The organism is Craurococcus roseus, assembly GCF_039523795.1.
Taxonomy (GTDB): domain Bacteria; phylum Pseudomonadota; class Alphaproteobacteria; order Acetobacterales; family Acetobacteraceae; genus Craurococcus; species Craurococcus roseus.
In genome coordinates, this window is sequence record NZ_BAAAFZ010000071.1 from 25,141 (window position 1) to 51,401 (window position 26,261).

21 protein-coding genes and 1 pseudogene are annotated in these 26,261 nt (G+C 74.0%); 2 read left to right on the forward strand and 20 right to left on the reverse strand.

All coding sequences use genetic code 11. The features are described from left to right. Window positions 1-32 precede the first annotated feature (32 nt). Both eno and ABD067_RS21220 read left to right on the forward strand, forming a co-directional pair. The gene (gene eno / locus ABD067_RS21215) at window positions 33-1,310 is read left to right on the forward strand and encodes a phosphopyruvate hydratase (RefSeq protein WP_343897400.1); all 1,278 of its coding nucleotides are present in this window, start codon (window positions 33-35) and stop codon (window positions 1,308-1,310) included. 122 nt (window positions 1,311-1,432) lie between these two features. Then, on the forward strand, window positions 1,433-1,762 hold the full coding sequence (locus ABD067_RS21220) for an FtsB family cell division protein (RefSeq protein ID WP_343897401.1): 330 nt from the start codon (window positions 1,433-1,435) through the stop codon (window positions 1,760-1,762). A gap of 335 nt (window positions 1,763-2,097) precedes the next feature. On the opposite strand, the gene ligA is transcribed toward ABD067_RS21220, so the two are convergent. The 20 genes and pseudogenes from ligA to ABD067_RS21320 form a co-directional block, all read right to left on the reverse strand. Then, window positions 2,098-4,266, reverse strand: coding sequence for an NAD-dependent DNA ligase LigA (gene ligA, locus ABD067_RS21225; RefSeq protein WP_343897402.1), 2,169 nt, complete (start codon window positions 4,264-4,266; stop codon window positions 2,098-2,100). Beyond that, the gene (locus tag ABD067_RS21230; RefSeq protein ID WP_343897403.1) at window positions 4,263-4,709 is read right to left on the reverse strand and encodes a GNAT family N-acetyltransferase; all 447 of its coding nucleotides are present in this window, start codon (window positions 4,707-4,709) and stop codon (window positions 4,263-4,265) included. The genes ligA and ABD067_RS21230 overlap by 4 nt, the downstream gene beginning before the upstream one ends. A 53-nt stretch (window positions 4,710-4,762) precedes the next feature. Further along, a complete protein-coding gene (locus ABD067_RS21235; protein ID WP_343897404.1) occupies window positions 4,763-5,257 on the reverse strand; it encodes a GNAT family N-acetyltransferase in 495 nt (164 codons plus the stop codon). 26 nt (window positions 5,258-5,283) lie between these two features. After that, entirely contained in the window at window positions 5,284-6,966 is a 1,683-nt protein-coding gene (gene recN, locus ABD067_RS21240) for a DNA repair protein RecN (protein WP_343897405.1), read from the reverse strand. A 46-nt stretch (window positions 6,967-7,012) separates the two neighbouring features. After that, entirely contained in the window at window positions 7,013-7,864 is an 852-nt protein-coding gene (locus ABD067_RS21245) for an outer membrane protein assembly factor BamD (RefSeq protein WP_343897406.1), read from the reverse strand. 100 nt (window positions 7,865-7,964) lie between these two features. Next, window positions 7,965-8,924, reverse strand: coding sequence for a UDP-3-O-acyl-N-acetylglucosamine deacetylase (lpxC, locus tag ABD067_RS21250; protein ID WP_343897407.1), 960 nt, complete (start codon window positions 8,922-8,924; stop codon window positions 7,965-7,967). Between the two features lie 149 nt (window positions 8,925-9,073). Continuing rightward, complete coding sequence (ftsZ, locus tag ABD067_RS21255; protein WP_343897408.1) at window positions 9,074-10,663, reverse strand: cell division protein FtsZ; 1,590 nt, start codon at window positions 10,661-10,663, stop codon at window positions 9,074-9,076. 99 nt (window positions 10,664-10,762) lie between these two features. Next, complete coding sequence (gene ftsA, locus ABD067_RS21260) at window positions 10,763-12,070, reverse strand: cell division protein FtsA (protein ID WP_343897409.1); 1,308 nt, start codon at window positions 12,068-12,070, stop codon at window positions 10,763-10,765. After that, on the reverse strand, window positions 12,067-13,002 hold the full coding sequence (locus ABD067_RS21265) for a cell division protein FtsQ/DivIB (protein WP_343897410.1): 936 nt from the start codon (window positions 13,000-13,002) through the stop codon (window positions 12,067-12,069). Before ABD067_RS21265 ends, ftsA begins: the two co-directional genes overlap by 4 nt. Next, the gene (locus tag ABD067_RS21270) at window positions 12,992-13,918 is read right to left on the reverse strand and encodes a D-alanine--D-alanine ligase (protein ID WP_343897411.1); all 927 of its coding nucleotides are present in this window, start codon (window positions 13,916-13,918) and stop codon (window positions 12,992-12,994) included. The genes ABD067_RS21265 and ABD067_RS21270 overlap by 11 nt, the downstream gene beginning before the upstream one ends. Next, window positions 13,915-14,832 carry a UDP-N-acetylmuramate dehydrogenase gene (murB, locus tag ABD067_RS21275; protein WP_343897412.1) on the reverse strand — a complete coding sequence of 306 codons (918 nt, stop codon included), beginning with the start codon at window positions 14,830-14,832 and terminating at the stop codon, window positions 13,915-13,917. Before murB ends, ABD067_RS21270 begins: the two co-directional genes overlap by 4 nt. Further along, window positions 14,829-16,292, reverse strand: coding sequence for a UDP-N-acetylmuramate--L-alanine ligase (murC, locus tag ABD067_RS21280; protein WP_343897413.1), 1,464 nt, complete (start codon window positions 16,290-16,292; stop codon window positions 14,829-14,831). Before murC ends, murB begins: the two co-directional genes overlap by 4 nt. Continuing rightward, window positions 16,292-17,425, reverse strand: a complete 1,134-nt coding sequence (gene murG / locus ABD067_RS21285) for an undecaprenyldiphospho-muramoylpentapeptide beta-N-acetylglucosaminyltransferase (protein WP_343897414.1) — start codon at window positions 17,423-17,425, stop codon at window positions 16,292-16,294. Before murG ends, murC begins: the two co-directional genes overlap by 1 nt. Further along, the gene (locus ABD067_RS21290) at window positions 17,422-18,609 is read right to left on the reverse strand and encodes an FtsW/RodA/SpoVE family cell cycle protein (protein WP_343897415.1); all 1,188 of its coding nucleotides are present in this window, start codon (window positions 18,607-18,609) and stop codon (window positions 17,422-17,424) included. The genes murG and ABD067_RS21290 overlap by 4 nt, the downstream gene beginning before the upstream one ends. Beyond that, on the reverse strand, window positions 18,606-20,000 hold the full coding sequence (murD, locus tag ABD067_RS21295) for a UDP-N-acetylmuramoyl-L-alanine--D-glutamate ligase (protein ID WP_343897416.1): 1,395 nt from the start codon (window positions 19,998-20,000) through the stop codon (window positions 18,606-18,608). The genes ABD067_RS21290 and murD overlap by 4 nt, the downstream gene beginning before the upstream one ends. Window positions 20,001-20,002: 2 nt before the next feature. Beyond that, window positions 20,003-21,091 carry a phospho-N-acetylmuramoyl-pentapeptide-transferase gene (mraY, locus tag ABD067_RS21300; protein ID WP_343897417.1) on the reverse strand — a complete coding sequence of 363 codons (1,089 nt, stop codon included), beginning with the start codon at window positions 21,089-21,091 and terminating at the stop codon, window positions 20,003-20,005. Further along, window positions 21,088-22,461 carry a UDP-N-acetylmuramoyl-tripeptide--D-alanyl-D-alanine ligase gene (locus tag ABD067_RS21305; protein ID WP_343897418.1) on the reverse strand — a complete coding sequence of 458 codons (1,374 nt, stop codon included), beginning with the start codon at window positions 22,459-22,461 and terminating at the stop codon, window positions 21,088-21,090. Before ABD067_RS21305 ends, mraY begins: the two co-directional genes overlap by 4 nt. Continuing rightward, complete coding sequence (locus ABD067_RS21310) at window positions 22,458-23,936, reverse strand: UDP-N-acetylmuramoyl-L-alanyl-D-glutamate--2,6-diaminopimelate ligase (RefSeq protein ID WP_408871583.1); 1,479 nt, start codon at window positions 23,934-23,936, stop codon at window positions 22,458-22,460. The genes ABD067_RS21305 and ABD067_RS21310 overlap by 4 nt, the downstream gene beginning before the upstream one ends. Continuing rightward, window positions 23,923-25,914, reverse strand: a complete 1,992-nt coding sequence (locus ABD067_RS21315; protein WP_343897419.1) for a peptidoglycan D,D-transpeptidase FtsI family protein — start codon at window positions 25,912-25,914, stop codon at window positions 23,923-23,925. The genes ABD067_RS21310 and ABD067_RS21315 overlap by 14 nt, the downstream gene beginning before the upstream one ends. Next, window positions 25,911-26,261 (reverse strand): annotated as a pseudogene (locus tag ABD067_RS21320) (hypothetical protein); the annotation flags it as partial. The pseudogene ABD067_RS21320 and the gene ABD067_RS21315, both read right to left, overlap by 4 nt.

The window sequence follows — 26,261 nt, forward strand, 5'->3', positions numbered from 1 at the left end:
AACCGACCGACCCCCACCCGGAGCCCCCCCGCATGTCCGCCATCGTCGACATCATCGCCCGCGAGATCCTGGACAGCCGCGGCAACCCCACGGTGGAGGCGGAGGTGGTGCTGGACAGCGGCGCCTCGGGCCGCGCCGCCGTGCCCTCCGGCGCCTCCACCGGCGCGCACGAGGCGGTGGAGCTGCGCGACGGCGACAAGGCCCGCTACGGCGGCAAGGGCGTGTCCAAGGCCGTGGACAACGTGGAGGGCGAGATCTTCGACGCCCTCTCCGGCCTCGACCCCGCCGACCAGGTCAAGATCGACGAGATCATAATCGAGCTGGACGGCACGCCCAACAAGGCGCGCCTCGGCGCCAACGCGATCCTGGCCGTATCGCTGGCCTGCGCCAAGGCCGCCGCCGAGGACTCGGGCGTGCCGCTCTACCGCCACGTCGGCGGCGTGTACGCCCGCACCCTCCCGGTGCCGATGATGAACATCATCAACGGCGGCGCCCACGCCGACAACCCGATCGACATCCAGGAATTCATGGTGATGCCCGTGGGCGCCGGCACGGTGGCCGACGCCGCCCGCATGGGCGCCGAGGTGTTCCAGGCGCTCAAGAAGGCGCTGCACGACGCCGGCCACTCCACCAACGTCGGCGACGAGGGCGGCTTCGCCCCCAACCTGAAGTCCGCCGACGAGGCGCTCTCCTTCATCGCCAAGGCCAGCGAGGCCGCCGGCCACCGCGTCGGCGAGGACATCGTCTTCGCCCTCGACTGCGCCGCCACCGAGTTCTTCAAGGACGGCCGCTACGCCATGGAGGGCGAGGGGAAGACCTTGGACGCCGGCGGCATGGTGGACTACCTCGCCGCCCTCTGCGCCAAATGGCCGATCGTCTCCATCGAGGACGGCTGCTCCGAGGACGACTGGGACGGCTGGAAGCTGCTGACCGACAAGCTAGGCGAGAAGGTCCAGCTCGTGGGCGACGACCTCTTCGTCACCAACCCCGAGCGCCTGCGCCAGGGCATCGAGAAGGGCGTTGGCAACGCCATCCTGGTCAAGGTCAACCAGATCGGCACCTTGTCCGAGACCCTGGAGGCGGTCGAGACAGCGCACCGCGCCGCCTACAAGGCGGTCATGAGCCACCGCTCCGGCGAGACGGAGGACGCGACCATCGCCGACCTCGCGGTCGCCACCAACTGCGGCCAGATCAAGACCGGCTCCCTCAGCCGCTCCGACCGGCTGGCCAAGTACAACCAGCTCATCCGCATCGAGCAGCAACTCGGCCCGGCCGCGCGTTACGCCGGGCGGACCATCCTGCGGCGCTGAAGCCCCTGGCGGCCGAATTGAACGCCACAAGGCACGGAATCCCTTGCAAAACCTTTCGGCTCCTGATTCTGTGAGCCGACCGCGCAGGGGGGCCTGGCGCGGCCAAAGGGGATAGGGAAGCCATGTCCTTGGGTCGCGAGATGAAGCGGCGTGTGCGTGACGCCCTGCCGCCGCTCTTCTTCGCCGCGTTGTGCGGCTACTTCGCGTGGCACTCCGTCCACGGCAACTACGGCCTGATGGCGCGCGAGGCGAAGCTCCAGGACATCGCCCAGGCCCGCGCCGTGCTCGCCCGCGCCGAAGGGGAGCGCGACGCCATGGAGCGCCGCATCGCCGGCCTCCGCGGCGAACGCATCGACCGCGATCAACTCGACGAGCGCGCGCGGATGCTGCTGAATCTGGTCGGCAAGGACGAACTGGTCATCCCCTACGAGCCGGGCAAGCGGCTGTTCTAGGCGCGCTGCAACGGCGCGGCGGAGGAGCCGAGCCCTCCCGGCGAAGGCTGCCCAACTCGCAAAGCCAAGCGGCGGCTTCGCTCCCTGCTGGCCGGAACCGCCGGCGATCCTTCCGCACGGCTTGACAACGCCGCCCACGACGCGGCAGGGCCTGGGATGATCTACTGAGCACATCCCGGGTGACGAACGCGGCCGAGCGCGGGAGTATTGTCCGGATGAACTACTGGACCTGCGCCTGCTGCCGGCCCCACTCCATCAATGCTTTGATCCGAAGAGCAAGCACGGAGCAGGTAGGGAAGTAAGGAACAAAGCTCACCCGGCGAGACGCCGTCCGGTCAGCCCAGGCCCGCCATCCCGCGCCACTCCGCCTCCGTCAGCACCCGCACGCCCAGCTCCGCCGCCTTCGTCGCCTTGCTCCCCGCGTCGGCGCCGACCACCACGAAGTCCGTCCGCTTCGACACGCTCTTGGCCACCTTGGCGCCCAGCCGCTCCGCCACGTCGCCCGCCTCGTCGCGCGTCATGGTCTCCAAGCTGCCGGTGAACACCACCGTCTTGCCCGCGAACGGCCCGTCCGCTGCGGCCGGCGCCGCCACGGGCTCCGGCGGCGCCTCCCCCGCGAGGTCGTCCAGCGCGGCGAGGTTGCGCTCCTCGCCGAAGAACTCCACGAGCGCCTCGGCGATGGTGGGGCCGATGCCCTGGATGGAGCCCAATTCCTCCCGCGCCTCGGAGCCGATCACCCGCGCCGCGAGCATCTTTTCCCGCCATTCGGCGAACGAGTGGTAATGCCGCGCCAGCAGCTTGGCGTTGACCTCGCCGATGCGGCGGATGCCCAGCGCGAAGATGAAGCGGTCCAGCGGCGGGCGCCGCCGCGCCTCGATGGCGGCGAGCAGGTTCGCCACCTTGCGCGACTCCTCCGTCCCCTTCTTGGAACGCGAGCCCCAGCCTTCCCAGCCCCGCATCCGCTCCGCGTGCCGGGACAGGCGGAAGATGTCGGCCGGGCTGCGGACCAGCCCTTCGTCGTAGAGCTTCTGGATGTTCTCTTCGCCCAGGCCCTCGATGTCCATCGCGTTGCGCGAGACGAAGTGCTTCAGCCGCTCCACCGTTTGCGCCGGGCAGATGAGGCCGCCGGTGCAGCGCCGCACCACCTCGCCGGGCGGGCGGACGGCGTGGCTGCCGCAGGCGGGGCAGGTCTCGGGGAAGGCGAAGGGCGCGGAGTCTTCCGGCCGCTTCTCCGGCACCACGGAGACCACCTGCGGGATCACGTCGCCGGCGCGCTGGATGACCACGGTGTCGCCCACGCGCACGTCCTTGCGGGCGATCTCGTCCTCGTTGTGCAAGGTCGCGTGCTGCACCATGACGCCGCCGACGTTCACCGGCTGCATCACCGCGCGCGGCGTCAGCGCCCCGGTGCGGCCGACCTGGATCTCGATCTTGAGCAGCGTGGTGGTGGCCTGCTCGGCCGGGAACTTCCACGCCACCGCCCAGCGCGGCGCCCGGCCGACGAAGCCGAGCCGCGCCTGCCAGTCCAGCCGGTCCAGCTTGTAGACCACGCCGTCGATGTCGTAGCCGAGGCCGGCGCGCTCCGCCGTCATCTCCGCCTGGAACGCCGCAGCGGCTTCCGCGTCGGGCAGCAGGCGCGAGAGGGGGTTCACCGCGAAGCTCCACCCGCGCAACACGCCCAGCCAGTCCCAATGCGTCGCCGCAGGCGCCTCGCTCGCCGCGCCCATGGCGTAGGCGAAGAGCTTGAGCGGGCGCCCCGCGGTGATCTTCGGGTCGAGCTGCCGCAGCGAGCCGGCGGCGGCGTTGCGCGGGTTGGCGAAGACGCGCGCCCGCTCGCCGATGCGCTCGCCGGCCGCGGCGCGGCGTGCCTGCTCCTCCACCAGCGCCGCTTGCTTGGCATTGAAGGCCAGGAACTCGGCCTTCTCCATGAACACCTCGCCGCGGATCTCGATGCTCCGCGGCGCTATGCCCTCCAGCCGATCCGGCAGGTCGCGGAGGGTGCGGAGGTTGGCGGTGATGTCCTCGCCGGTCGTGCCGTCGCCGCGGGTGGCCCCGCGCACGAAGCGTCCGTCCTCGTACAGCAGGTTGACCGAGAGCCCGTCGATCTTCGGCTCGCCCACGAAGCGCAGCGGCTCCTCCGCCGGCAGGCCGAGGAAGCGGCGGATGCGGGCGCAGAACTCGGCGAATTCCGCCTCGTCGAACACGTTGCCGAGCGAGAGCATCGGCACGCCGTGGCGCACCGTGGCGAAGCCCTCGACGGGCTTGGAGCCGACGCGGCGGGACGGGCTGTCCCCGCGGATCAGCTCCGGGAAGCGCCCCTCGATCGCCTGGTTGCGGCGCACCAGCGCGTCGTACTCGGCGTCCGAGACCTCGGGCGCGTCCTTCTCGTGGTAGGCGCGGTCGTGGTGCGCGATCTCGGCGGCGAGGGCCGCCAGCTCCGCCGCCGCCTCCTCCTCCGTCAGCGCCTCGGGCGGGCGTGTGCGAAGGGCGTCGTGTCCGGTCATCCAGTCTCCGCAGTGTCCGCCAGCGCGTCGAAGGCGGGGCCGACGAGGATGCGCCCGGTGAAGCCGCCCTCGTCGCCCGCGCCGAGCGAGTCGTAGAAGCGCGACGCCTCGACGTCGGGCAGGTCCACGCCCCACCAGAGGCACACCGCGCCGCGCCGCCGCGCCTCGGCGGCCAGCGCCGCCACCAGCGCCCGCCCGGCCCCGCGCCGCCTCGCCTCCGGGGCCACATAAAGGTCGTTCAGGAACACGCAATCCGCGGCGCGCGCCGAATCGTACAGCGTGTTGCCGGTGGCGAAGCCGACCACCGCGCCGCCCAACTCGGCGACGAACAGTGTGGCGCGCGGCGAGGGGCCGAGCAGGTCGCGCCGCGCGATCTCCGCGGTCATCCGAACCGGCGGGGGCGGGCCGTCCATGCTGTTGATGGCGTTGAACAGCTCCGCCATTGCCGCGGCGTCCTCCGGTCGCGGCGGGCGCACCCGCACGGGGGAATCGCCGCTCACCGCGCCGCGCCCGCGGTCAGGTCGCCGAAAGCCGCGCCGGCGAGCGCGAACGCGCGCAGGTCCTCGCCGGCCCCGCCGACGGAGGCGTAGAACCTGTGCGCCGCCGCGTTGCCCGGCAGCGCCGTCCACCACAGGAAGCTACCGCCGCGCGCCCGCGCCCCGGCCGCCATCGCCGCCACCAGCGCGCGGCCGACGCCGCGCCGCCGGTGCCCCGGCGAGACGTAGAGGTCGCCCATGTAGAAGCCGCGCGCCGCGAACTCGGTCTCGTAGGTCGCGTGCCCGGTCGCGTAGCCGACCGGCTCCGGCTCTGGCCCCGCCGCGTCCGTGCCGGGCGCCGCGACGAGCAGGAAGCCCCACGCCCCGGCGCCGAGGAAGGAGGCGCGGAGTTCCGCCGCGTCCGGCGCCGTGGCGGGGTCGTGGCCCTCCTCGCGGTTCAGCCCCGCCACCATCGCGGCGACGGCCTCCGCGTCCCCGGCCTCGAAGGGCCGCACGCGGCACCCGCCGCCGGAAGCGGGAGTCACAGCAGCCCGCCCGTCAACAGGCTGTCGGCGGCAGCCCGCGCCGCATCCGTCACCCGCTCGCCGGCCAGCATCCGCGCGATCTCCTCGCGCCGCTCGCGCCGGTCCAGCGGCTCCACCAGCGTCGCCGCGCGCTCGCCCTTCACCTTCTTGGCCACGCGGAGCTGCTGCGCCGCGCGGGCCGCGACCTGCGGGCTGTGCGTCACCACCAGCACCTGCAACCGCTCCGCCACGCGCGACAGCCGCTCGCCCACCGCGGCGGCGGTGGCGCCGCCGATGCCGGCGTCCACCTCGTCGAACACCAGCGTCGGCACCGGCGAGCCGCGCGCCAGCACCACCTTCAGCGCCAGCATCAGCCGCGACAGCTCGCCGCCCGAAGCGATCTTCTCCAGCCGCCCCGGCGCCTGGCCGGGGTTGGTGGAGACCAGGAAGGTGACACGGTCCATGCCGTCCGGCCCCCAGCCGGATTCCTCGCGCAGGGCGATCTCCACCACGAAGCGGGCGCGATCGAGCTTGAGCGGCGGCAGCTCCTTGGCGAGCGCCGCTTCCAGCCGCTTCGCCGCCTCGCGCCGCGCCGCGGAGAGGGCGCCGGCCGCCTCGGTGTAGGCGGCGCGCGCCTGCTTCGCCTCGGCTTCCAGCGCGGCGACACGGCCGGTGCCGGCGTCCAGCGCGCCGAGCCGTTCCTTCAGGTTCTCCAGCAGCGTCGGCAGCTCCACCACCGCGACAGAATGCTTGCGGGCGGCGGCGCGCAGGCCGAACAGCCGGTCTTCGAGCACCTCCAGCCGGCGCGGGTCCGGCCCGCCTTCCTGGAGCAGCCGCTCCAACAGGGCCTCGGCCTCGGCCACCGCGTCCTGGGCGGTGCCGAGCAGGGCGAGGATGGGCTGCGCCTCCTCGTTGGGTGGCGGCAGGCGCTCCAGCGCGCGGGCGGCGCCGCGCAGCGCGTCGGCCGGGCCGCCGCGGCGGCGGTCGCGCGGCTGCATCTCGGCCAGGGCGCCGGAGATGATCTCCGCGCGCCGCTCGCCCTGTTGCAGGATCTGGCGCTCGCGCGACAGCTCCTCCTCCTCGCCCTCCTCGGGGGCAAGGGCGGACAGCTCCTCGACCGCGTGGCGGAGGAATTCCTCGTCGCGCTGCGCCGCCGCGATGGCCTCGCGCGCCGCCGCCAGCGCCCGTTCGGCGCCGCGCCACGCCGCGAAGGCGGACGCGGCGGCGACCCGCCTGCCTTCCAGCCCGCCGAAAGCGTCGAGCAGGCCGGCGTGGGTCGCCGGGTCGGCGAGGCCCACTTGGTCGTGCTGCCCCTGCACCTCCACCAAGGTCGCCGACACGCGGCGCAGCAGGCCGGCCGCCACCGGCTGGTCGTTGAGGAAGGCGCGGGAGCGGCCGTCGGCCTGCACCACGCGGCGCAGCACCAGCGCGTCGTCCTCCAGCCCGATCCCTTGCTCGTCCAGGATCGCCAACGCGGGGTGCCCAGCGGGCGGCAGGAAGGTCGCGGCGACCGAGCACTGCGCTTGCCCCGCGCGCACCAGCCCGCCTTCCGCCCGCGCGCCGCAAGCGAGGCCGAGGCTGTCGAGCAGGATGGACTTGCCGGCGCCGGTTTCGCCCGTCAGCACGGTCAGGCCCGGGCCGAACGAGAGGTCCAGGCGCTCGATCAGCACCACGTCGCGTATGGCGAGGGAGGCGAGCATCGGTTGGCGGCTCAGCGGCGCCGCGCCCCGGCGGAGGCGGCGGCCGTCAGAACACCGCGTTCCAGGCGCGGCGCAGCAGGCCGGCGCGCTGCGGTTCGGCCCCCGGCGCCCCCTCCACCAGCAGCGCGTAGCTGTCCTGGTACCACGGGCTGCCGGGGAAGTTGTGGCCGAGCACGGACGCGGTCTTCCGCGCTTCCTCCGTGACGCCGAGCGCGAGGTAGATCTCGGTCAGGCGGTGCAGCGCCTCGGGGACGTGGTTGGTGGTCTGGTAGTCCTCGACCACGCGGCGGAAGCGGCCGATCGCCGCGCCGTACAGGCGCTGGCGCTGGTAGAAGCGGCCGATGTTCATCTCCTTGCCCGCCAGGTGGTCGCGCGCGAGGTCGATCTTGAGCCGCGCGTCGCGGGCGTAGGCGGTGTCGGGGAAGCGGTTCACCACGTCCTGGAGCGCGACCATCGCCTGTTCCGTGCCGCGCTGGTCGCGCTGCGCGTCGGCGATCTGCTCGTAGTAGGAAAGGGCGCGGAGGTAGTAGGCGTAGGCGACGTCCCGGTGCGCCGGGTGGAGCTGGATGAAGCGGTCCAGCGCCCCGATGGCCTCCGTGTAGCGGTTGCGCATGTAGTCGCCGTAGGCCGCCATCAGCTTCGCGTTGGTGGCCCAGGTGGAGTAGGGGTGGTCGCGTTCCACCCGGTCGAACAGGTCCACGGCCTGCTGGAAGCGCCGCGCCTGCAGGTTCTCCACGCCGGCGGCGTAGAGGCCCTCCGGGGAAGCGTCCACGGTGGCGCTGGCGCCCCGGCGGGACGAGCCGAGGGAATCGGCGGTGCCGTCCCAGTTGGACGAGCAGCCCGTCGCGGCGGCGAGGGACAGTGCGAGCAGGGGAGCGGCGGCGGCGCGTCGGATCATCAGAACCCGTGTGGTTGGCAGGGCCGCTCTATAGCACGGCCGCGCCGGGTTCCAGATGGGGGAGGGGAGGGCGCTGCGGAGAAGGCGGCGCCCGTCGTCCTCAGGCGGCGGCGGGCGCCGCCGCGGCCGGGAGGCGGACGGAAGCCGCGCCTTCGGCCGCCGGGACGGCCGGGGCGAAGCGCCAGTTGGCGGCCTCGGCGAACAGGGCGTGCAGCAGCCGGTTGTTCAGCCGGTGGCCGGAGCGGTGGCCGGCGAAGCGGCCGCGCAACGGCGCCCCGGCCAGCGCCAGGTCGCCCACCGCGTCGAGCAGCTTGTGGCGGACGAACTCGTCCGGTCGGCGCAGCCCGCCGGGGTTCAGCACCAGCGGCCCGTCCACCACCACCGCGTTGGCCAAGCTGCCGCCCCGCGCCAGCCCGGCGGCCCGCAGCGCGGCGACCTCCTCGGCGAGGGTGAAGGTGCGCGCTTCGGACAATTCCTCGCGGAAGCCTTCCGGCGTGATCCGCATGGCGAAGGACTGCCGGCCGATGGCCGTGGACGGGAAGTCGATGGTGAGGGAGGCTTCCAGCCCGCCCCGGGACACGGCGGGAGCAAGCTCGGCCCAGGCCGCGCCGTCTTCCACCCGCACCGGGCGCAGCACCTCGATGGCTTGGGCAGGGGCGCCGGCGCGGGCCACGGTGCCGGCGCAGTCGATCAGGAAGACGAAGGGCGCGGCCGAGCCGTCCAGGATGGGCGCTTCCGGGCCGTCGATCTCGACCAGGGCGTCGTCCACGCCGCAGCCGGCCAAGGCGGCCATGACGTGCTCCACCGTGGCGATGCTGCGGGCGGGGTCGCCGCCGGGCTCGCCGAGGGCGGTGCAGAGCCGGGTGTCGACCACCCGGTCGAACAGGGCGGGGACCTCGAAGCCGGTGTCGGTGCGGCGGAACCGGACGCCCGCCCCCACGGGCGCCGGGCGCAGCACCAGGGAAACGCGACGGCCGCTGTGGACCCCGATGCCGACGCAGCCGATGGCGCTTCTCAGCGTTCGGCGGCGACCCGAATCCAGCGGAAAATACCCGTCCATCTGCGACCCCATTCCCCCTTTGGGACGCCGCCGATTCGGCAGCACCCACGGAATGATGTCGCACTTACGAAAGGCAATCTCCAGTCAAGCCTTGTTTCGTCATATTACGCTGCAAGGCTTTGAAATGACAGCAATTGGGCGCTGCACAATCAGTTGTTTGACTGCCGGCGCAGAAAGGTCGGGATGTCGAGGCCGATCTCGTCAGGTTGCGCCGCCGGGCGCTGCTGCGCCGGCTGCGCGGCTTGGCGGGGCGCCGCCGGCCCGGGGTAGTGCTGCTGCGGCGAAGGGGCCGCCGGCGACGGGGAGGCCGGCTGCGGGTCGCGGCGCATCATCCCGCCGCCGGTCATCTCCCGGAAGATGCGGCGGAGGCCGTTGCCGACGTTGGGCACCGTGGACGCGGCCGCGCCGACAGGGCCCACCGCCGGGCGCCGCGCGGGCTCCACAGTCGGGGCGGACGGGTACCCGGCCTGCTGCTGCGCCATGCCTTCGGCCTCTTCCGGCGAAGGCACGGCGACCGGGCCGAGCGACGCGGCGGTCGGCGAGGCGTGCGACGCGGGCGCCCGCAGCACCATCGGAGACGCCGCGGCGGAGACGCCGCCGATGCCGACCCGTCGCGGTCCGGCCGCGGAGGGCGGCACGATGGGCGACGTCATCACCGGCGGGCGCCCGACCACGGGGCGGCTGCCGCCCGGGACCAGCGTGAGCGTTTCGGGACGCTGCTGCGCGGGGGCCGCCGCCGCTTGCGCCGCCGGCTGCGAGGCGACCGACGCCGCGTCGATGCCGGTGGCGACCACGGACACGCGGATGCGGCCGTTCAGGTCGTCCTCGACGGAGGAGCCGAAGATGATGTTGGCGTCCTCGTCCACCTCCTTGCGGATGCGGTTCGCGGCCTCGTCCACCTCGAACAGCGTCATGTCGAGGCCGCCGGTGATGTTGATGAGCACGCCCCGGGCGCCGCGCAGGCTGGTGTCTTCCAGCAACGGGTTGCTGATCGCGGCCTCGGCGGCCTTCACCGCACGGTCGTCGCCGTCGGCCTCGCCGGTGCCCATCATGGCCTTGCCCATTTCCGCCATCACCGTGCGGATGTCGGCGAAGTCGAGGTTCACCACGCCGGGCTTGACCATCAGGTCGGTCACGCCCCGCACGCCCATGTGGAGGACGTTGTCGGCCATCTTGAAGGCCTCGGCGAAGGTGGTGCGCTCGTTGGCGATCCTGAACAGGTTCTGGTTCGGGATGACGATGAGCGTGTCCACGAACTGCTGCAACTCGTCCAGGCCGGCGTCGGAGGCGCGCTTGCGCTTGGCGCCCTCGAAGTCGAAAGGCTTGGTGACGACGCCGACGGTGAGGATGCCGCGCTCCCGCGCCATGCGGGCGATGACGGGCGCGGCGCCGGTGCCGGTGCCGCCGCCCATGCCGGCGGTGATGAAGACCATGTGCGAGCCGTCCAGGTGGCGGGCCAGCTCTTCGGTGGCCTCTTCCGCGGCGGCGCGGCCGATCTCGGGCTTGGCGCCGGCGCCGAGGCCCTGCGTCAGGTGCGGGCCGAGCTGCACGCGGCGTTCGGCGCGGGAGTGCAGCAACGCTTGCGCGTCGGTGTTGGCGACCACGAACTCCACGCCGTCCAGGCCGGCGGCGATCATGTTGTTGACGGCGTTTGTGCCGCCGCCGCCGACGCCGATCACGGTGATGCGCGGGCTGAAATCGGTGTGCTGGGCAACGGGAAGAGTGAGATTCAACGTCATGAAGAGGGCCTCCTCTGCATTTCTATAAACATGCCAAGCGATTCGTGTCCCAGGAATGGTTTCGTTCCGGCGCGACTTTCCGCGTCCTTCCGCGGCGCGTCACGCACGGTCCCGCAACCAATCCACGAGACGGCGGAACTTCCCCGGCGGCCGTTCCGCGCCGGGGGACAGGTCAAAGAGCGGGCGGCCTTCGCCGGCGCCCCAGGCGATCAGCCCGAGGGTGGCGGCGAAGGCGGGGCCGGAAGCGGTGTCGGGCAGGCCGCGCACGGCGTGCGGCCTGCCCAGGCGCACCTGCCGGTCCAGCACGCGCGCCGCCAACTCGCGCGCGCCTACGAGCTGGCTGGCGCCGCCCGTCAGCACCACGCGCCGGCCCAGTTCCTGGGTCAGCCCGGCGGCGGCCAAGCGGTCGCGCGCCAGTTCGAAGGTCTCCTCCAGCCTGGGTTGGATGATGTTCACCACCATGGCGCGCGGGATGCGCGCGATGTGGTCCTCGTCCTCGCCGACGAGCGGCACGGGCAGCCATTCCTTCTCGTCGTCGGGGGCGGAGAGCACGCCGCCGTGCAGCGTCTTCAGCCGCTCGGCGTGGACCAGCGGCGTGGACAGGCCGCGCGCGAGGTCGTTGGTGACGTTCCAGCCGCCGACCGGGAGCTGCGCCGTATGCAGCAGGTGCCCTTCGCCGAACACCGCCATGGTGGTGGTGCCGCCGCCCATGTCGATCACGGTGGCGCCGAGCTGCTTCTCGTCCTCGACCAATGTGGCCAGCCCGGCGGCGAAGGGGGCGGAGACCAGCTCTTCCACCTCCAGGTCGCAGCGCAGCAGGCAGGCGCCGAGATTCCGCAAAGAGGTCTGCGCCGCGTCCACCGTGTGCAGCCGGGCGGACAGCCCGTCGCACACCATGCCGCGCGGGTCCTCGACGCCCGGCGTCCCGTCCACCGTGAAGCCGAGCGGGAAGGCGTGGACGGTTTCGCGCCCGTCCTCGAAGCTGCGGCGCTGGCCCTCGCCGATGACGGCGCGCAGGTCCGCTTCCGTGACCGGCCGGCCGCCGATCGTCCATTGGACGCGCTGGTGGCGCGACTCCGGGTGGCCGCAGGACAGGTTGACGATGGCGCCGCGGAGCTGGACGTCAGCCATCTCCTCCGCTTGGCCCACGGCGGCGCGGATGGCGGCTTCCGCCTCCTCCAGGTCCACCACGCTGCCGGCGCGGACGCCGCGCGCGCGCTGCCAGCCGAAGCCGAGCGCCCGCGGCTCCGGCCGTTCGCCGCCGTTGCCGCCCTCCATGCGGGCGATCACGCAAACGATCTTGGAGGAGCCTATGTCGAGCACGCCGAAGGTGCCGCCGCGCCCGTTGCGGCGGCGGGACGACGGCGGCGCCGAGTCGATCGGCGGGCGAGGGGACATCTGGTTCATCCGCGCCCCCCGCTCCGTCCGCGCTGCGCCGCCGGGGGCTCCGGCTGCGGCGGTTGCGACCCCGGGGGCGGCGGCGGCGGGCGCAGCACCAGCTTGTCCGGCTGCCGCATGTCGATGGCGAGCAGCGGCCGGTCGAGCAGGGCCTTGCCGGCCTGCAACTCCGCCAAGCGGGCCACCGCCTGCGCCTCGTGGCCTTCGGGCAGCAGCACCTCGGCGCCGTTGCGCAGCTTCAGGTTCCAGCGCCGCTCGCCGACGCGGACCAGCGCTTCGACCCGCTGCTCGACCTCGCCGGAGCGCCGCAGCAGGTCGATCATCGCCGCGGCGCCGCGCTCGGCGCCGGCGCCCACCACCAGGGGGAGGCGGCCGAAGCTGCGGATGTTGTCGGTGGCGACGACGCGGCCCTGGCGGTCAATCACCGCGAAGCGGTTGTCGCGCTGCCAGATGGCGAAGGGCTCGCGCTCCTTGATGCTGACGCGGATGGTGCCGGGCAGGTGCCGCTCCACATGCGCGCTCTCGACCCAGGCGATGGTCTCCAGCCGCTCCCGCGCCTCCTGCGGCGAGAAGGCCAGCGTCGAGTCGCCGGCGCGCACCGACAGCGCCTCGCGCACCAGTTCGGGCGGGGTGTGGCGGCCGCCTTCCAGCGTCACCTCGCGCACCACGAGCCCGGCCTTGGCGCCGAGGTTGGCGATGCCGTCGCCGAAGAAGGAACCGCGGTCGTGGCCCCGGTCGAGGGTGTCGCGGCCGCTCAGGCGCAGGCCGCCGGCGGACATGACGCCGAAGCCCGCGGCGCCGACCGCCACGGTCGCCAACAGCGCGAAGGCCGCCGGGCGCGCGAGGTTGCGGCGCCGCTTGAACCAGAGCCGCACCTTGGACGGGCGGTCGAGCGCGCCCTGGCCCGGGGCGCGGTGGCGGCGGACGGTTTCACGCGCCATGGCGGGCCTGCTCCACCATCCAGGCGCAGAGGTCGGGGAAGGGGATGCCGCAGTGCGCGGCCTGCTCCGGCACCAGGGAGGTGCGGGTCATGCCGGGCTGGGTGTTCACCTCCAGCAGCACCAGCCTCCCGGGCTCGCCCGCGGTGTCGTCGTAGCGGAAGTCGGCGCGGGAGACGCCGCGGCAGCCGAGCGCGCGGTGCGCCGCGAGCGCGATCCGCATGGCCTCCGCCGCCGCGTCCGGGTGGATGGGCGCAGGCAGGGTGTGGACGCTGCCGCCGTCGGCGTACTTCGCCTCGTAGTCGTAGAAGTCGAGGTGCGTGGCGATCTCCGTGACCGCGAGCGGCCGGTCGCCCATGACAGCGACGGTCACTTCGCGGCCGGGCACGAAGGGTTCGGCCATGATGTGTTCGCCGAAGGTCCAGTCGCGGGCGATCTGCGCCCGCCGGTTGTCGCCGCCGCGGACGATGTGGACGCCGACGGAGGAGCCTTCGCTGGCGGGCTTGAGCACGTAAGGCAGCGGCAGCGGATCGGCGGCCTCCAGCTCGGCGGGCGTGACCAAGCGGTGCGGCACGACCGGCAGCCCGGCCGCCGCGAACATGGCTTTGGCCGCCGGCTTGTCCATGGCCAGCGCGGACGCCCGGAGGCCCGATCCGGTGTAGGGCAGGCCGAGCCAGTCCAGCACGCCCTGGATGCAGCCGTCTTCGCCATAACGGCCGTGCAGGGTGTTGAACACCGCGTCCGGCCGCGCTTCGCGCAGCGCGGCGATGAGCGCGCCGAGGTCGGCGCCGACCTCGATCGGCGCGACGACGTAACCGGCCTCGCGCAAGGCCGCGACGCACTGCTTGCCGGAGGCGAGGCTCACCTCGCTCTCGGCCGAGGTGCCGCCGTAGAGGACCGCGACGCGCTTGCTGCTCATCGGACCGCCTCCACCCCGATGCGCTTGATCTCCCATTCCAGGGAAACGCCGCTGTGCGCGAGCACGCGGGCGCGCACCTCCTCGCCCAACGCCTCCAGCTCGGCGGCGGCGCCGCCGCCGGTGTTGAGCAGGAAGTTGCAGTGCTTCTCGCTGACCTGCGCCGCGCCGAGGCGGAGGCCGCGGCAGCCTGCGGCGTCGATCAGTTCCCACGCCTTGCGACCGGGCGGGTTCTTGAAGGTGGAGCCGCCGGTGCGGGCGCGCACGGGCTGCGTCTCCTCGCGCGCGGCGCGGATGGCGGCCATGCGCGCGGCGACCGCGGCGCGGTCCGCGGCGCGGCGGGCCTTCAGGCGGGCGCGGACCACCACGGCGCCCTCGGGCAGTTCGGCGCGGCGGTAAGCCAAGCGGAGAGCGGCGGCGGGCAGGCGCTCCACGCCGCGCGCGGTGGCGACCTCCGCCCAATCCAGCACGTCCGCGGTTTCCACGCCGTAGGCGCCGGCGTTCATGGCCACGGCGCCGCCGACGCTGCCGGGGATGCCGCAGAGGAATTCGAGGCCGGCGAGGCCGGCGGCGGCGGCGTGCTCGGACACGGCGGCATCGAGCGCCGCGGCGCCGGCCACCACGCCGTCCTCCTCCACCGAAACGCCGCCGAAGGCCCCGCCGAGCCGCACCACGAGGCCGGGCACGCCGCCGTCGCGGACGATGAGGTTGGAGGCGGCGCCGATCACGGTGAGCGGCTCGTTCGCCGGCCGGGCGGCGAGCAGCGCGACCAGGTCGCCGGCGTCCGCGGGCCGCGCCAGCCGCTCCGCCGGGCCGCCGGTGCGGAACCAGGTGAATGGCGCGAGCGGCGCGCCGTGCTGCATCCGGCCGCGGAAGGCCGGCGCGGCGTCCGGCGGGAGGGTCTGCGCGGCGCTCACGTCCCGCCGCTCCCCGACGCGCGCCGCAGCGACCGCACGCGGGCGGCGGCGGAGGTGCCTTGCAAGGCGGCGAGCTGGCCCGGCAGGGCGTGCGCCCAGCCGGTGATGTTGCCGGCGCCGAGGCAGACCACGTAGTCGCCCGGCTTGGCGATGGCGTGGACCATCTCGGCCAGGCTGTCCGGGCCGGGCAGGGGCACCACGCTGCGGTGGCCGCGCGCGCGCAGGCCCTCCACCAGCGCGTCCTTGTCCATGCCCTCGATCGGCTGCTCGCCGGCGGCGTAGACGTCGGCGACGACCACCGTGCCGGCGTCGTTCATGCAGGTGCAGAAGTCGTTGAAGAGCGCCTGGAGGCGGCTGTAGCGGTGCGGCTGCACCACCGCGATCACATCACGCGCGCCCGCCTGCCGCGACGCCTTCAGCACCGCCGCGATCTCGACGGGGTGGTGGCCGTAGTCGTCGATCACCGTGATGCCGCCGGCCTCGCCGACGCGGGTGAAGCGGCGCTTCACGCCCTTGAAGGCGGCGAGCGCCGAGCGGATCGTGTCCTCGTCGATCTCCATCTCCACTCCCACCGCCACCGCGGCCAGCGCGTTCTGGACGTTGTGGGCGCCGAGCATGGGCAAGCGGAAGGGCTTCATGGTCCGCGCGCGGCCGGTGGCGCGGTCCTGCACGGTCACCTCGAAGGTGGCGCCCATGCGGTCGGTCAGCAGCTTCTCGGCGCGCACGTCGGCCTGGGGGGAGAAGCCGTAGGTGATGATCCTGCGGTCGAGGCGCGGGATCATGGCCTGCACCTCCGGGTGGTCCAGGCAGAGCACCGCGAAGCCGTAGAACGGGATGTTGGAGACGAACTGGGCGTAGGCCTCCTTCATCGCCTCCGCCGTGCCCCAGTGGTCCAGGTGCTCGGGGTCCATGTTGGTGACGACGGCGACGCAGGAGGGCAGGCGGAGGAAGGAGCCGTCGCTCTCGTCCGCCTCCACCACCATCCAATCGCCGGCGCCCAGCCGGGTGTTGGTGCCGTAGGCGTTGATGATGCCGCCGTTGATCACGGTGGGGTCGAGCCGCGCCGCTTCCAGCACCGCCGCGACCAGGGAGGTGGTGGTGGTCTTGCCGTGGGTGCCGCCCACCGCGATGGCCCAGCGCAGCCGCATCAACTCGGCCAGCATCTCGGCGCGGCGCACCACGGGGATGAGCTTCTGCCGCGCCGCTTGCACCTCCGGGTTGTCCTTGCCGACGGCGGTGGAGACCACCACCACCTGCGCGTCGCCCAGGTTCTCGGCGTCGTGCCCGACCGAGACCGGGATGCCCGCTTCGCGCAGCCGGGCGACGTTGTAGTTCTCGGCGATGTCGCTGCCCTGCACGCGGTAGCCGAGGTTGTGCAGCACCTCGGCGATGCCGGACATGCCGATGCCGCCGATGCCGACGAAGTGGATGGGTCCGATGGAAACGGGGAGGGCGCGCATCAGCGGGGGGACACCTGTTCGGTCGAGGGGCGGACCAGGGAAAGCACGAGGTCGGCGAGGCGGCGGGCCGCGCCCGGCTGGGCCAGGCGCGCGGCGGCGGCGGCGGCGGCGGCCAGCCCGGCCGGGTCGGCGAGGAGTTCCGACAGGCGCGCGGAAAGCCGCCCCGGGGTGAACTCCCGCTGGGGCATGATCCAGGCGGCGCCGGCGCCGGCGAGCGTGCGGGCGTTGGCGCTCTGGTGGTCGTCGATCGCGTGCGGCAGCGGCACCAGCACCGAAGGGCGTCCGGCGCAGGCCAGCTCGGCGATGGTGGAGGCGCCGGCGCGGGCCACCACTAGGTGCGCGGTGGACAGGCGCCCGGCCACGTCGGGGAAGAAGGGCGACAGCTCCGCCGGCACGCCGGCGGCTTCGTAGGCTTCGCGCACGCGGCCCATGTCCTCCGGCCGGCACTGCTGAGCGACCAGCAGCCGCCCGCGCAGAGCCAGCGGCAGCGCCGCGACCGCGCCCGGCACCACGTCGGCGAACACGCGGGCGCCGAGGGAGCCGCCCAGCACGAGCAGGCGCAGCGCGCCGCCGTTCTCCAGGTCCGGGTAGCCGCGGCCCGCGAGCGCCGCCAGCGCCGGACGCACCGGGTTGCCCACCACCTCGACGCGGGCGGAGGCCGGCACCGCCGCGGTATCGGCGAAGGACAAGGCGAGCGCGCTGGCGCGCGTCGCCAACAGCCGGTTGGCGCGGCCGAGCACGCCGTTCTGCTCGTGCAGCACCGTGGCGGGGCGCCGCCCCATGGTGAGCGCGGCGAGCAGCGGGGGGACGCTCGGGTAGCCGCCGAAGCCCACCACCGCCGAAGCGTTCAGCCGGTCCAGCAGGCCGCGCGCCTGCACGGTGCCGGCGGCCAGCGCCAGGGCGCCGGCCGCGGCGCGCAGCGGCCCCCGCCCGGACAGGCCGGAGCCGCGCAGCACGAAGCGCTCGGCGTTGGCGAAGGCGGCGCTGTCGAAGGCGGAGGAGCGCGCGTCCGTCATCAAGGCCACGCGCTCGCCGCGCGCCAGCAGCTCCGCCGCCAGGGCCTCGGCGGGGAAAAGGTGGCCGCCGGTGCCGCCGGCGGCGATGACGATGGAGCGGACGGCCGGGCCCCTCATGCGACCCCTCGCTCCAACCTGGGGCCGCGACGCCGCGTCAGCGCCAGCAGCATCCCCATGCCGAGCGCGATCGCCAGCACGGAAGAGCCGCCGTAGGACACGAAGGGCAGCGTCATGCCCTTGGTCGGGATCAGGTGCAGGGAGGAGGCCATGTTGACGAAGGCCTGCAGCCCGAACTGCGCCAGCAGGCCGGTCGCGGCCAGCACCACGAACATGTCGTGCTCGGCCACCAGCCGGAGCAGGCCCCGCACCACCACGAAGGCGAAGAGCGTCAGGATGACCGCGCAGATGACGAAGCCGAACTCCTCGCCGGCCACGGCGAAGACGAAGTCGGCGTGGGCGTCCGGCAGCGCGTTCTTGACGCGGCCCTCGCCGGGCCCGCGGCCGAACAGCCCGCCGTTGCCGAAGGCCTCCATAGCCTTGGTGATCTGGAAGGTGTCGCCCGAGGACGGGTCGAGGAAGCGGTCCACCCGGCTGCGGACGTGCGGCAGCACGAAGTAGGCGCCGACGCCGCCCAGCGCCACCAGCGCGCCGGTCATGCCGACCAGGATCACGTTCAGCCCGGCGACGAAGAACTGCGCCAGGAACACCGAGAGCACCACCATCAGCATCCCGATGTCGGGCTGCGACTTCAGCACCACGGCAACGACGCCGATCAGCGCCACCGCCGCCGCCGGCCAGTAGAGCTGCGGGTGCAGCAGGCCGAGGCCGCGCCGCGCCTCCGCCAGGCGTTCCGCCGCCGCGGCCTTGCCCTGCGCCAGCATCCAGGCCGCGACCACGGCGAGGCAGGGCTTCAAGAACTCCGACGGTTGCATGGTGCCGAGCACCGGGATGTTCAGCCAGCGCCGCGCGCCCTTGGTCTCGAAGCCGATGGCCAGCGTGGCCGCGGTGAGCAGGAGCGCGCCGAGGCAGCCCAGCGCCGCCACCCGCCGCACGGCGCGCGGCGAGAGCATGGACACCGCCATCATCAGCGCGGCGGCGAGGCCGAGGAACACCACCTGCTTGGCGAGCAGCAGGCTGCGCGAGGCCGAGCCGATGACGCGCTCGGCCACGGCGGGGCTGGCGGCCAGCATCATCACGTAGCCGAAGCCGATCAGCGCCAGCAGCGCCGCCAGGGTCCAGCGGTCCACCGTCCACCACCAACGGCCGACGACCGAAGTATCCGCGCGCGAGACGGACATCATGCGGCGGCGGCCCTCCCCGAGCCGAACTGGCCCACCAGGGCGCGGAAGCGGTCGCCGCGCTGGTCGAAGCCGGTGAACTGGTCCCAAGAGGCGCAGGCGGGCGAAAGGAGCACCACCGGCGCGGCGCCCGCGCGCGCCGCCGCCGCGGCGGCCGGCACGGCGGCGTCGAGAGTGCCCGCGACCTCGTGCGGCACGCCGTGCGCAGCGAGCGTGGCGGCGAGCAGGGGCGCGTCGCGGCCGATCAGCACGGCGCGGGCGACGCGCGGGAAGAGCGGGGCCAGGCCCTCGATCCCGCCATCCTTCGCCATGCCGCCGGCGATCCAGACCACGCGGTCGTAGCTGGCAAGCGCGCGGGCGGCGCTGTCGGCGTTGGTGGCTTTGCTGTCGTTGACGAAGGAAACGCCGCCGATCTCGCCCACCTTCTCCTGCCGGTGCGGCAGGCCGGGGAAGCTCCGCAGCCCGGCCGCGACCTGCGCGCGCGAGAGGCCGAGGTCCAGCGCCACCGCGGCCGCGGCCGCGGCGTTCTGCGCGTTGTGGCTGCCGGGCAGGGCGGGGGCTTCGGACAGGTCGAGGATCGGCCCGGCGTCGTCCCGCAGCGTGCCCGCCTCGGCCCAAACGCCGCCGGGCTGGGGCGTCGCGCCCGAGACGGGCCGGACCCGCGCGACGACGGCGCCGCGCATCGCCCGGCTGCGCTCGTCGTCCATGCCGAGCACGGCCAAGTCGTCCGGCCGCTGCCGCGCGAAGATCGCGGCCTTGGCGGCGGCGTAGCCGTCCATGTCGCCGTGCCGGTCCAAGTGGTCCGGCGAGAGGTTCAGCATCGCCGCGGCATCGAAACGGACTGACAACGTCCGCTCGAGCATGTAGGATGACATCTCCAGCATGTAGGTGCCGCCATCACCCAGCAGGTCGAGGGACAGCGCCGCCGGGCCGAGGTTGCCGCCCGCCGCCGACTCCCGCCCCGCCGCGCGCAGCATGTGGTCGAGGAGCGCCGTCGTGGTGGACTTGCCGTTGGTGCCGGTGATGCCGACGAAGCGGGCCTCCGAACCGGCCGCCCGCACGGCGCGGAACAGCCAATCCACGTCGCACAGGACCGGGGCGCCTGCCGCCCGCGCCGCTTCGGCCGCCGGGTGCGCGCGGGGCAGGCGGTGCGGGATGCCGGGCGAGAGCAGCAGCGCGTCCCAACGGAAGCGGCCGGGAGCGGCGGGATCGGCGAGCGCCAGGCCGGCGGCTTCCGCGGCGGCCCGCGACTCCGCGTTGTCGTCCCACACCGACACCTCGGCGCCCCAGGAGGCGAGGCGCCGCGCCGCGGGCAGCCCGGCGCGGCCGAGGCCGACCACGGCGACGCGCTCGCCGGCGAAAGGAGTGAAGGGGCGGTCGGCGGTGGGCGCCATAGTCAACGGATCTTCAACGTGGAAAGGCCCACCAGCGCCAGGACCATCGCTATGATCCAGAAACGGATCACGATGGTCGGTTCGGCCCAGCCCTTCTTCTCGAAATGGTGGTGCAACGGGGCCATGAGGAACACCCGTTTGCCGGTGCGCTTGTACCAGAACACTTGAATGATGACACTAACCGTCTCAACCACGAATAGGCCGCCGACGATGGCCAAAACAACCTCGTGCTTGGTCGCCACCGCCACCGCGCCGAGCGCGCCGCCGATGGCGAGCGACCCCGTGTCGCCCATGAACACCGCGGCCGGCGGGGCGTTGAACCAGAGGAAGCCCAGGCCCGCACCGATCAGCGCGGCGCAGAACACCGCCAACTCGTTCACGCCCGGCACGTAGTGGAGTTGCAGGTACTCGGAAAAGATGCGGTTGCCGACCAAGTATGCGATCAAGGCGAAGACGCCCGCGGCGATCATCGCGGGCACGATCGCCAAGCCGTCCAGCCCGTCCGTGAGGTTCACGGCGTTGGACGAGCCCATCATCACCAGCATGCCCAGCACCGGCATCAACGGCCCGAGCGGGACCAGCACGTCCTTGAACACCGGCAGCGCCAGGCCGCCGGAGATCGCCGGCGGCAGCAGCCAGGTGATCCAGAGCGCGCACACCAATCCGAGCCCGGCCTGCACCGCCAGCTTCATGCGACCGGACACGCCGCGGGTGTTGCGCTTCGTCACCTTCAGCCAGTCGTCGGCGAAGCCGAGCAGCCCGTAGCCCACGGTCAGCACCAGCGTCGCCCAGACGAGGCCGCTGCGGAGGTCCGCCCAGAGCAGCGTGGCGAGCACCAGCGCCAGCAGGATCAGCAGCCCGCCCATGGTCGGCGTGCCGCGCTTCTCGATCAGGTGGCGCTCCGGCCCGTCGGCGCGGATGGGCTGGCCGCCGCGCTGGAAACCGCGCAGGCGGCGGATCATCTCCGGCCCGAGCACCAAGGAGAACACGAAGGCGGTCAGGCAGGCGGCGCCGGCGCGGAAGGTGGTGTACTGGACCAGGTTGAAGAGCGCGAAATCCTTGGCGAAGGGCGCGAACAGGTTGAAGATCACGAGCGGTCCCCCCGAAGCGCGAGGAGGACCCGCCCCATCAGCACCGCCTTGCTCCCCTTCACCAGCACCGCGTCCCCGTCCCGGACCGCGTCGGCCACCATCGGCGCCAACTCGGCCGAGTCCTGCGTGTGGGCCGCTACGAGGCCCGGCGGCAGGGCTTCCGCCAAGTGGCGCATCAGCGGGCCGCAAAGGAAAACCAAGTCGGCCGCGTCCCGCACGTGCGGCGCCAGCGCCCGGTGCTCCTCCGCCGCGAAGTCGCCCAGCTCGCCCATCTGGCCGAGCACCGCCACGCGCCGCGACGCGGGCAGGAGGCGGAGCAGGGCGAGCGCGGCGCGGACCGAAGGCGGCTGGCCGTTGAAGCTCTCGTCGATGACCGTGGCGGAGCCGCCGTCCGGCGTGCGGACCCGCTCCTGCGCGCCGCGGCCCTGCATGGCCCGCACCTCGCGCAGGCGCGGCGCCACGGCGGCCGGGTCGGCGCCGAGCGCCGCCACCGCGGCCAGGGCGCAGAGGGCGTTGCGGGCGATGTGGGCGCCGGGCGCGCCGAGGCGGAACTCGACGGGGCGGCCGGCGATCTCGGCCGAAACCGTGCTGCCCTCCGCGTCCGTCGAAACCGCCATGGCGCGCGCGTCGCCGCCTTCGCCGAAGGTCAGCACGCGCGCCGCGCCGGCCGCGCGGCGCAGGACATCCATATAAGGGGTGTCGGCCGGCAGCACGGTGACGCCGCCCGGCTCCAACCCTTCGGAGATCGTCGCCTTCTCGGCCGCGATCGCGTCCAGGCCGCCGAGGTGGCCGATGTGCGCGGCGCCGATGGCGGTTACGACGGCGACGTGCGGCCGGGCGAGGCGGGACAGGGGCGCGATCTCCCCCGGGTTGTTCATGCCGATCTCGACCACGGCGTAGGCGGCGCCACGCGGGCAGCGCGCCAGGGTCAGCGGCACGCCCCAATGGTTGTTGTAGGAGGCGACGGCGGCGTGGGTCTCGCCGAGCGCGCCCAGCAAAAGCCGCAGCATCTCCTTGGTGCCGGTCTTGCCGACGCTGCCGGTGACAGCGACCACGCGCCCGCCGAACCGCGCCCGCCCGGCCGCGCCGAGCGCCGTCAAGCCGCGCAGGGTGTCGGCCACGCGGAGCAGCGGCGCGTCGGCCGGCACGCTCGGCGGATCGCGGTCCACCAGTGCGCAAGCGGCGCCTCGCGCGAGGGCGTCGGCGACGAAGGCGTGGCCGTCGCGGGCGTCGCGCAACGCCACGAAGAGGTCGCCGGGCTGCACGCTGCGGGAGGCGATGGAAACGCCTGAAACGACCGCGTCGCGGGCAAGGCTCCCGCCGGTCGCGGCGCGCAGCTCGTCGGCGGTCCAGAGGGGGGCGGCGCTCATGCGGCGCTCCCGACCGCCGCGCGCACCACGGCCGCGTCGTCGAAAGGATGGGTCACGGCGCCGATCGTCTGGCCGCTCTCGTGCCCCTTGCCGGCCACCGCCAGCACGTCGCCGGGGCGGAGGTCGGCCGCCGCGCGCGCGATGGCGCCGGCGCGGTCGCCGGCGTCGATGCCACCGGGGCAACCGGCCAGCACGGCGGCGCGGATGGAAGCCGGGTCCTCGCTGCGGGGGTTGTCGTCCGTGACCCAGCAACGATCGGCGAGGCGGGCGCAGGCGGCGCCCATCAGCGGGCGCTTGCCCGGGTCGCGGTCGCCGCCGGCGCCGAACAGCACGTGCAGCCGCGCGCCCGGGCCTACGTGCGGGCGGAGGGCCGCCAGGAGGCGTTCCAGCGCGTCCGGCGTGTGCGCGTAGTCCACGTAAACCGCCGCGCCGTTCGGCAAGCGCGCGGCGAGCTCCATCCGGCCGCGCACGCCGGAAAGGCCGGGCAGCAGGTCCAGGGCGCGCTCCGCCGGCATATTGCATGCAATCGCCAGGCACAGCGCGAGAAGGGCGTTGTCGGCCTGGAAGCGGCCGGGCAGGGACAGGCGCAACTCGCGGCGGAGGCCGAAGGCTTCGAGTTCCAACTCCTGCCCGTCGGGCAGCGGCGATTGGCGGAGCAGGCGCACCGCCTCGCCGGCCTCGCCCACCGTCAGCAGCTTGAGCCCTCTCGCCTCCGCCACGCCGCGCAGCGCGCCGAAGGTTTCCGGGTCCATGTCGGCGTTGGCCGCGACCGGCGTGGCGGGCGGCAACAGCGCGTCGAACAGGCGCAGCTTTGCGGCGCGGTAGGACGCCATGTCGCCGTGGTAGTCGAGGTGGTCGCGCGTCAGATTGCTGAAACCGGCGGCGGCGATCCGAAGCCCGTCGAGGCGGCGCTGCTCGATGCCGTGCGAGGAGGCTTCCAGCGCCGCCTTCCGCACGCCGGCGCGGGCCAGCCCGGCGAGGGAGGCGTGCAGCGCCACCGGGTCGGGCGTCGTGAGCGACGGGCCGGGCGGCACGCCATCGGCGACCAGCCCAAGGGTGCCGAGCGACGCCGCGCGCTCGCCAGCCGCGGTCCAGAGCTGGCGGAGGAAATCAACGGTGCTGGTCTTCCCGTTGGTGCCGGTGACGGCGACCACGGTTTCGGGCTGCGCGCCGGCGAAGGCGGCGGCCATCCGCGCGAGGGCGCGGCGCGGATCGGCGGAGAGCAGCAGCGGGCGCTGGGGCACGCCTTCCGGCCAAGCCGTCCCTTCCGGCGCCAGCACGGCGGCGGCGCCGCGCGCGACGGCTTCGGCGATGAAGGCGCGGCCGTCGGCGCGGGCGCCGGGCAGGGCGGCGAAGAGGAATCCGGGGCGGACCGCGCGGCTGTCGGCCGTCAGGCCGAGGATGGGCGTCGCGCCCGGGGCCCCGGGCGCGCCGACGCAGCCGCCGCACTCCCGCAAGGCGTCATCGAGGCGCACTTGCGGCCTCCGGCGGCGCGGCCGCGAAGAGGCGCGGGCCGGCGACCTCCGTGCGCCGCAATTCCGGCGGGGCCGGCATCGCGGTCGGCACCGGCATCGAGCGCGGCGGCTTGGTCGGGGCCGCGGGGGTGGCGGGCGCGCGGGGCGGCTTGGGCGGTTGCAGCGGGATGGAGATGGCCTGCTGGATCTGCGGGATGCGCTCCTGCTCCGGAACCATGCCGAGGATCGGCGCGACGCGGCGGATCACGGCGCCGGCGGCGGGCGCGGCCACCCAGCCTGCGGTGGCGTAGCCGTGGCTCTTCGCGTTGGGGCGCGGCTCGTCCACCATGACGTAGATGGCGTAGCGCGGAGCGTTCAGCGGGAAGGCGCCGACGAAGGCCGCGATGCGCTTGTCTTCCAGGTAGCCGCCGCGCGGGCCGGTCTTCTGCGCCGTGCCGGTCTTGCCGCCGACGAAGTAGCCCGGCACCTCGGCGCCTTTGCCCGAGCCGTCCGTGACCACGAGGCGCATCAGCTTCCGCATCGTCTCCGAGGTGCGCTCGGAGATCACCCGCGTGCCCTCGCGCTCCGCGCCGGGCGGCTGCGCCACGATGGTCGGCTGCCGCAGGACGCCGCCGTTGGCGAGCGCGGCCACGCCCGTGACCACGTGCAGCGGCGTCACCGAGATGCCGTGGCCGAAGCCGATGGTCATGGTGTTGATCTCGCGCCAGCTCTGCGCGGAGGGCGCGAGGGGCCGCGCCACCTCCGGCAGCTCCAGGCCCGAGCGCTGGAGCATCCCGAAGCGGCCCATGTACTCGCGGTGGCGCTGCACGCCGGACGCCACCGCCATGTGCGCGGTGCCGATGTTGGACGAGAAGGCGACGATCTCCGGCACCGCCAGCCAGCGGTTCTTGCCCTTGAAGTCGTCGATCTGGAAGCGGCCGTAGCGGATCGGCTTGGAGGCGTCGAAGCCGTTCCAGATGTTCACCACGCCGCTGTCGAGCGCCATGGCGGCGGTGAACAGCTTGAAGGTGGAGCCGGGCTCGTAGAGGCCGACGGTGGCGCGGTTGAACACCGGGTCCTGGTCGGGCCGCGCCGCTTGGCCGGGTTTCGGCGGCTTGCGGATCAGGCTGGTCGGGTCCGAGATGTCGAAGTCCGGCAGGCTGACCATGGCCAGCACCTCGCCGGTGTGGATGTCCATCACCACGCCGGCGCCGCCGATGCCGGTGAAGTCGGCGATGGCCTTCCCCACCGCCTCGCGCAGCGCCACCTGCACGCGCACGTCGATGGACAGGCGGAGCGGCTCGCGGCCGTTCCGCAGCTTCTCGTCGAAGGAGCGTTCCACGCCGGCGATGCCGCGGCCGTCCACGTCCACCGTGCCGAGCAGGTGCGCGGCGGCGCTGCCCTGCGGGTGGAAGCGGCGCTCGGCGTCGCGGAAGTGGAAGCCGGGGATGCCGAGGTCGTTCACCGCTTGCCGCTGCCGGGGCGTGAGATTGCGGGCGATGTAGGCGAACTGCACCGGGCGTTCGGTGCCGGGCACGGTGCGCTGGGTGATGCGCTCGACCAGCCGCTCCCGGTCGAGGTCGGGCAGCACCGCCAGCAACTTTTCGGCGGCCTCGACCGGGTCGTTGATCTCCATCGGGTTGGCGTAGAACTCCGTCACCGGCAGGGACAGCGCCAGCACCTCGCCGTTGCGGTCGGTGATGGAGGCACGGGCGACGACGGCGGAGGTTTCGCCGGTCGGCACCCGCGGAGCGGCGCGCAGCTTGGGCGTCACCGGGTCGATCACCGTGGCGAGGCCGAGCTTCAGGCCCACGGCGCCGAACAGCGCCGCGAAGCCGCAGGCGGCGACCACCAATCGCCCGCGAGTCTTCTCGATCTGCCCCCGGCGGGCCAGCTCCGGCGCGGCGCGGCGCGCGGTCGTCGTCGTCAGCGCGCGCGACGCGGAGCCGGGCGGGGGCGGCGGAGGGTGCAGCTCGTCCAGCCGCGGGTCATGGCTCATCGAAACGACGCGCCGCCGGAGCCGAAGGCCACAGGCGGCGGCAACGCCGCGCGGGCGCTGCCGAGCGCCGAGCCGCCGGCGCCCAGCGACGGACGGAAGGAGCCCAGCGAAGTCGCGGCCGCTTCGGGAGCCCGCGGGGGCGTCACCGAAGCCACGGCCACCTGCGCGGGCGGGCGCGGCGAAGCGATGGAAGCGACCGCCACCGGGGCCGGGGCCTGCGGGCGCGGGGCGGCGACCGACGGCTCCGGGGCCGGACGGGGCGGCGCGGCGGTGATGCGTTGTTGATGCGGCGCCGGGGACGGCGGCGACGCTGCCGGACGGGCGGCGGCGGCGGCGGAGGCGGCCGG

What these genes read in the sequence shown, in the direction of transcription:
- murD (WP_343897416.1), bottom strand. Translation starts at nt 20,000, where the DNA reads ATGGCGCCCACCGCCGACCGCCCCTTCACTCCTTTCGCCGGCGAGCGC.
- ABD067_RS21245 (WP_343897406.1), bottom strand. Translation starts at nt 7,864, where the DNA reads ATGATCCGACGCGCCGCCGCCGCTCCCCTGCTCGCACTGTCCCTCGCC.
- ABD067_RS21305 (WP_343897418.1), bottom strand. Translation starts at nt 22,461, where the DNA reads ATGAGCGCCGCCCCCCTCTGGACCGCCGACGAGCTGCGCGCCGCGACC.
- ABD067_RS21315 (WP_343897419.1), bottom strand. Translation starts at nt 25,914, where the DNA reads ATGAGCCATGACCCGCGGCTGGACGAGCTGCACCCTCCGCCGCCCCCG.
- lpxC (WP_343897407.1), bottom strand. Translation starts at nt 8,924, where the DNA reads ATGGACGGGTATTTTCCGCTGGATTCGGGTCGCCGCCGAACGCTGAGA.
- ABD067_RS21270 (WP_343897411.1), bottom strand. Translation starts at nt 13,918, where the DNA reads ATGAGCAGCAAGCGCGTCGCGGTCCTCTACGGCGGCACCTCGGCCGAG.
- ABD067_RS21230 (WP_343897403.1), bottom strand. Translation starts at nt 4,709, where the DNA reads ATGGCGGAGCTGTTCAACGCCATCAACAGCATGGACGGCCCGCCCCCG.
- ABD067_RS21265 (WP_343897410.1), bottom strand. Translation starts at nt 13,002, where the DNA reads ATGGCGCGTGAAACCGTCCGCCGCCACCGCGCCCCGGGCCAGGGCGCG.
- eno (WP_343897400.1), top strand. Translation starts at nt 33, where the DNA reads ATGTCCGCCATCGTCGACATCATCGCCCGCGAGATCCTGGACAGCCGC.
- ABD067_RS21220 (WP_343897401.1), top strand. Translation starts at nt 1,433, where the DNA reads ATGTCCTTGGGTCGCGAGATGAAGCGGCGTGTGCGTGACGCCCTGCCG.
- murG (WP_343897414.1), bottom strand. Translation starts at nt 17,425, where the DNA reads ATGAGGGGCCCGGCCGTCCGCTCCATCGTCATCGCCGCCGGCGGCACC.
- murC (WP_343897413.1), bottom strand. Translation starts at nt 16,292, where the DNA reads ATGCGCGCCCTCCCCGTTTCCATCGGACCCATCCACTTCGTCGGCATC.
- ftsA (WP_343897409.1), bottom strand. Translation starts at nt 12,070, where the DNA reads ATGAACCAGATGTCCCCTCGCCCGCCGATCGACTCGGCGCCGCCGTCG.
- ligA (WP_343897402.1), bottom strand. Translation starts at nt 4,266, where the DNA reads ATGACCGGACACGACGCCCTTCGCACACGCCCGCCCGAGGCGCTGACG.
- ABD067_RS21290 (WP_343897415.1), bottom strand. Translation starts at nt 18,609, where the DNA reads ATGATGTCCGTCTCGCGCGCGGATACTTCGGTCGTCGGCCGTTGGTGG.
- ftsZ (WP_343897408.1), bottom strand. Translation starts at nt 10,663, where the DNA reads ATGACGTTGAATCTCACTCTTCCCGTTGCCCAGCACACCGATTTCAGC.
- recN (WP_343897405.1), bottom strand. Translation starts at nt 6,966, where the DNA reads ATGCTCGCCTCCCTCGCCATACGCGACGTGGTGCTGATCGAGCGCCTG.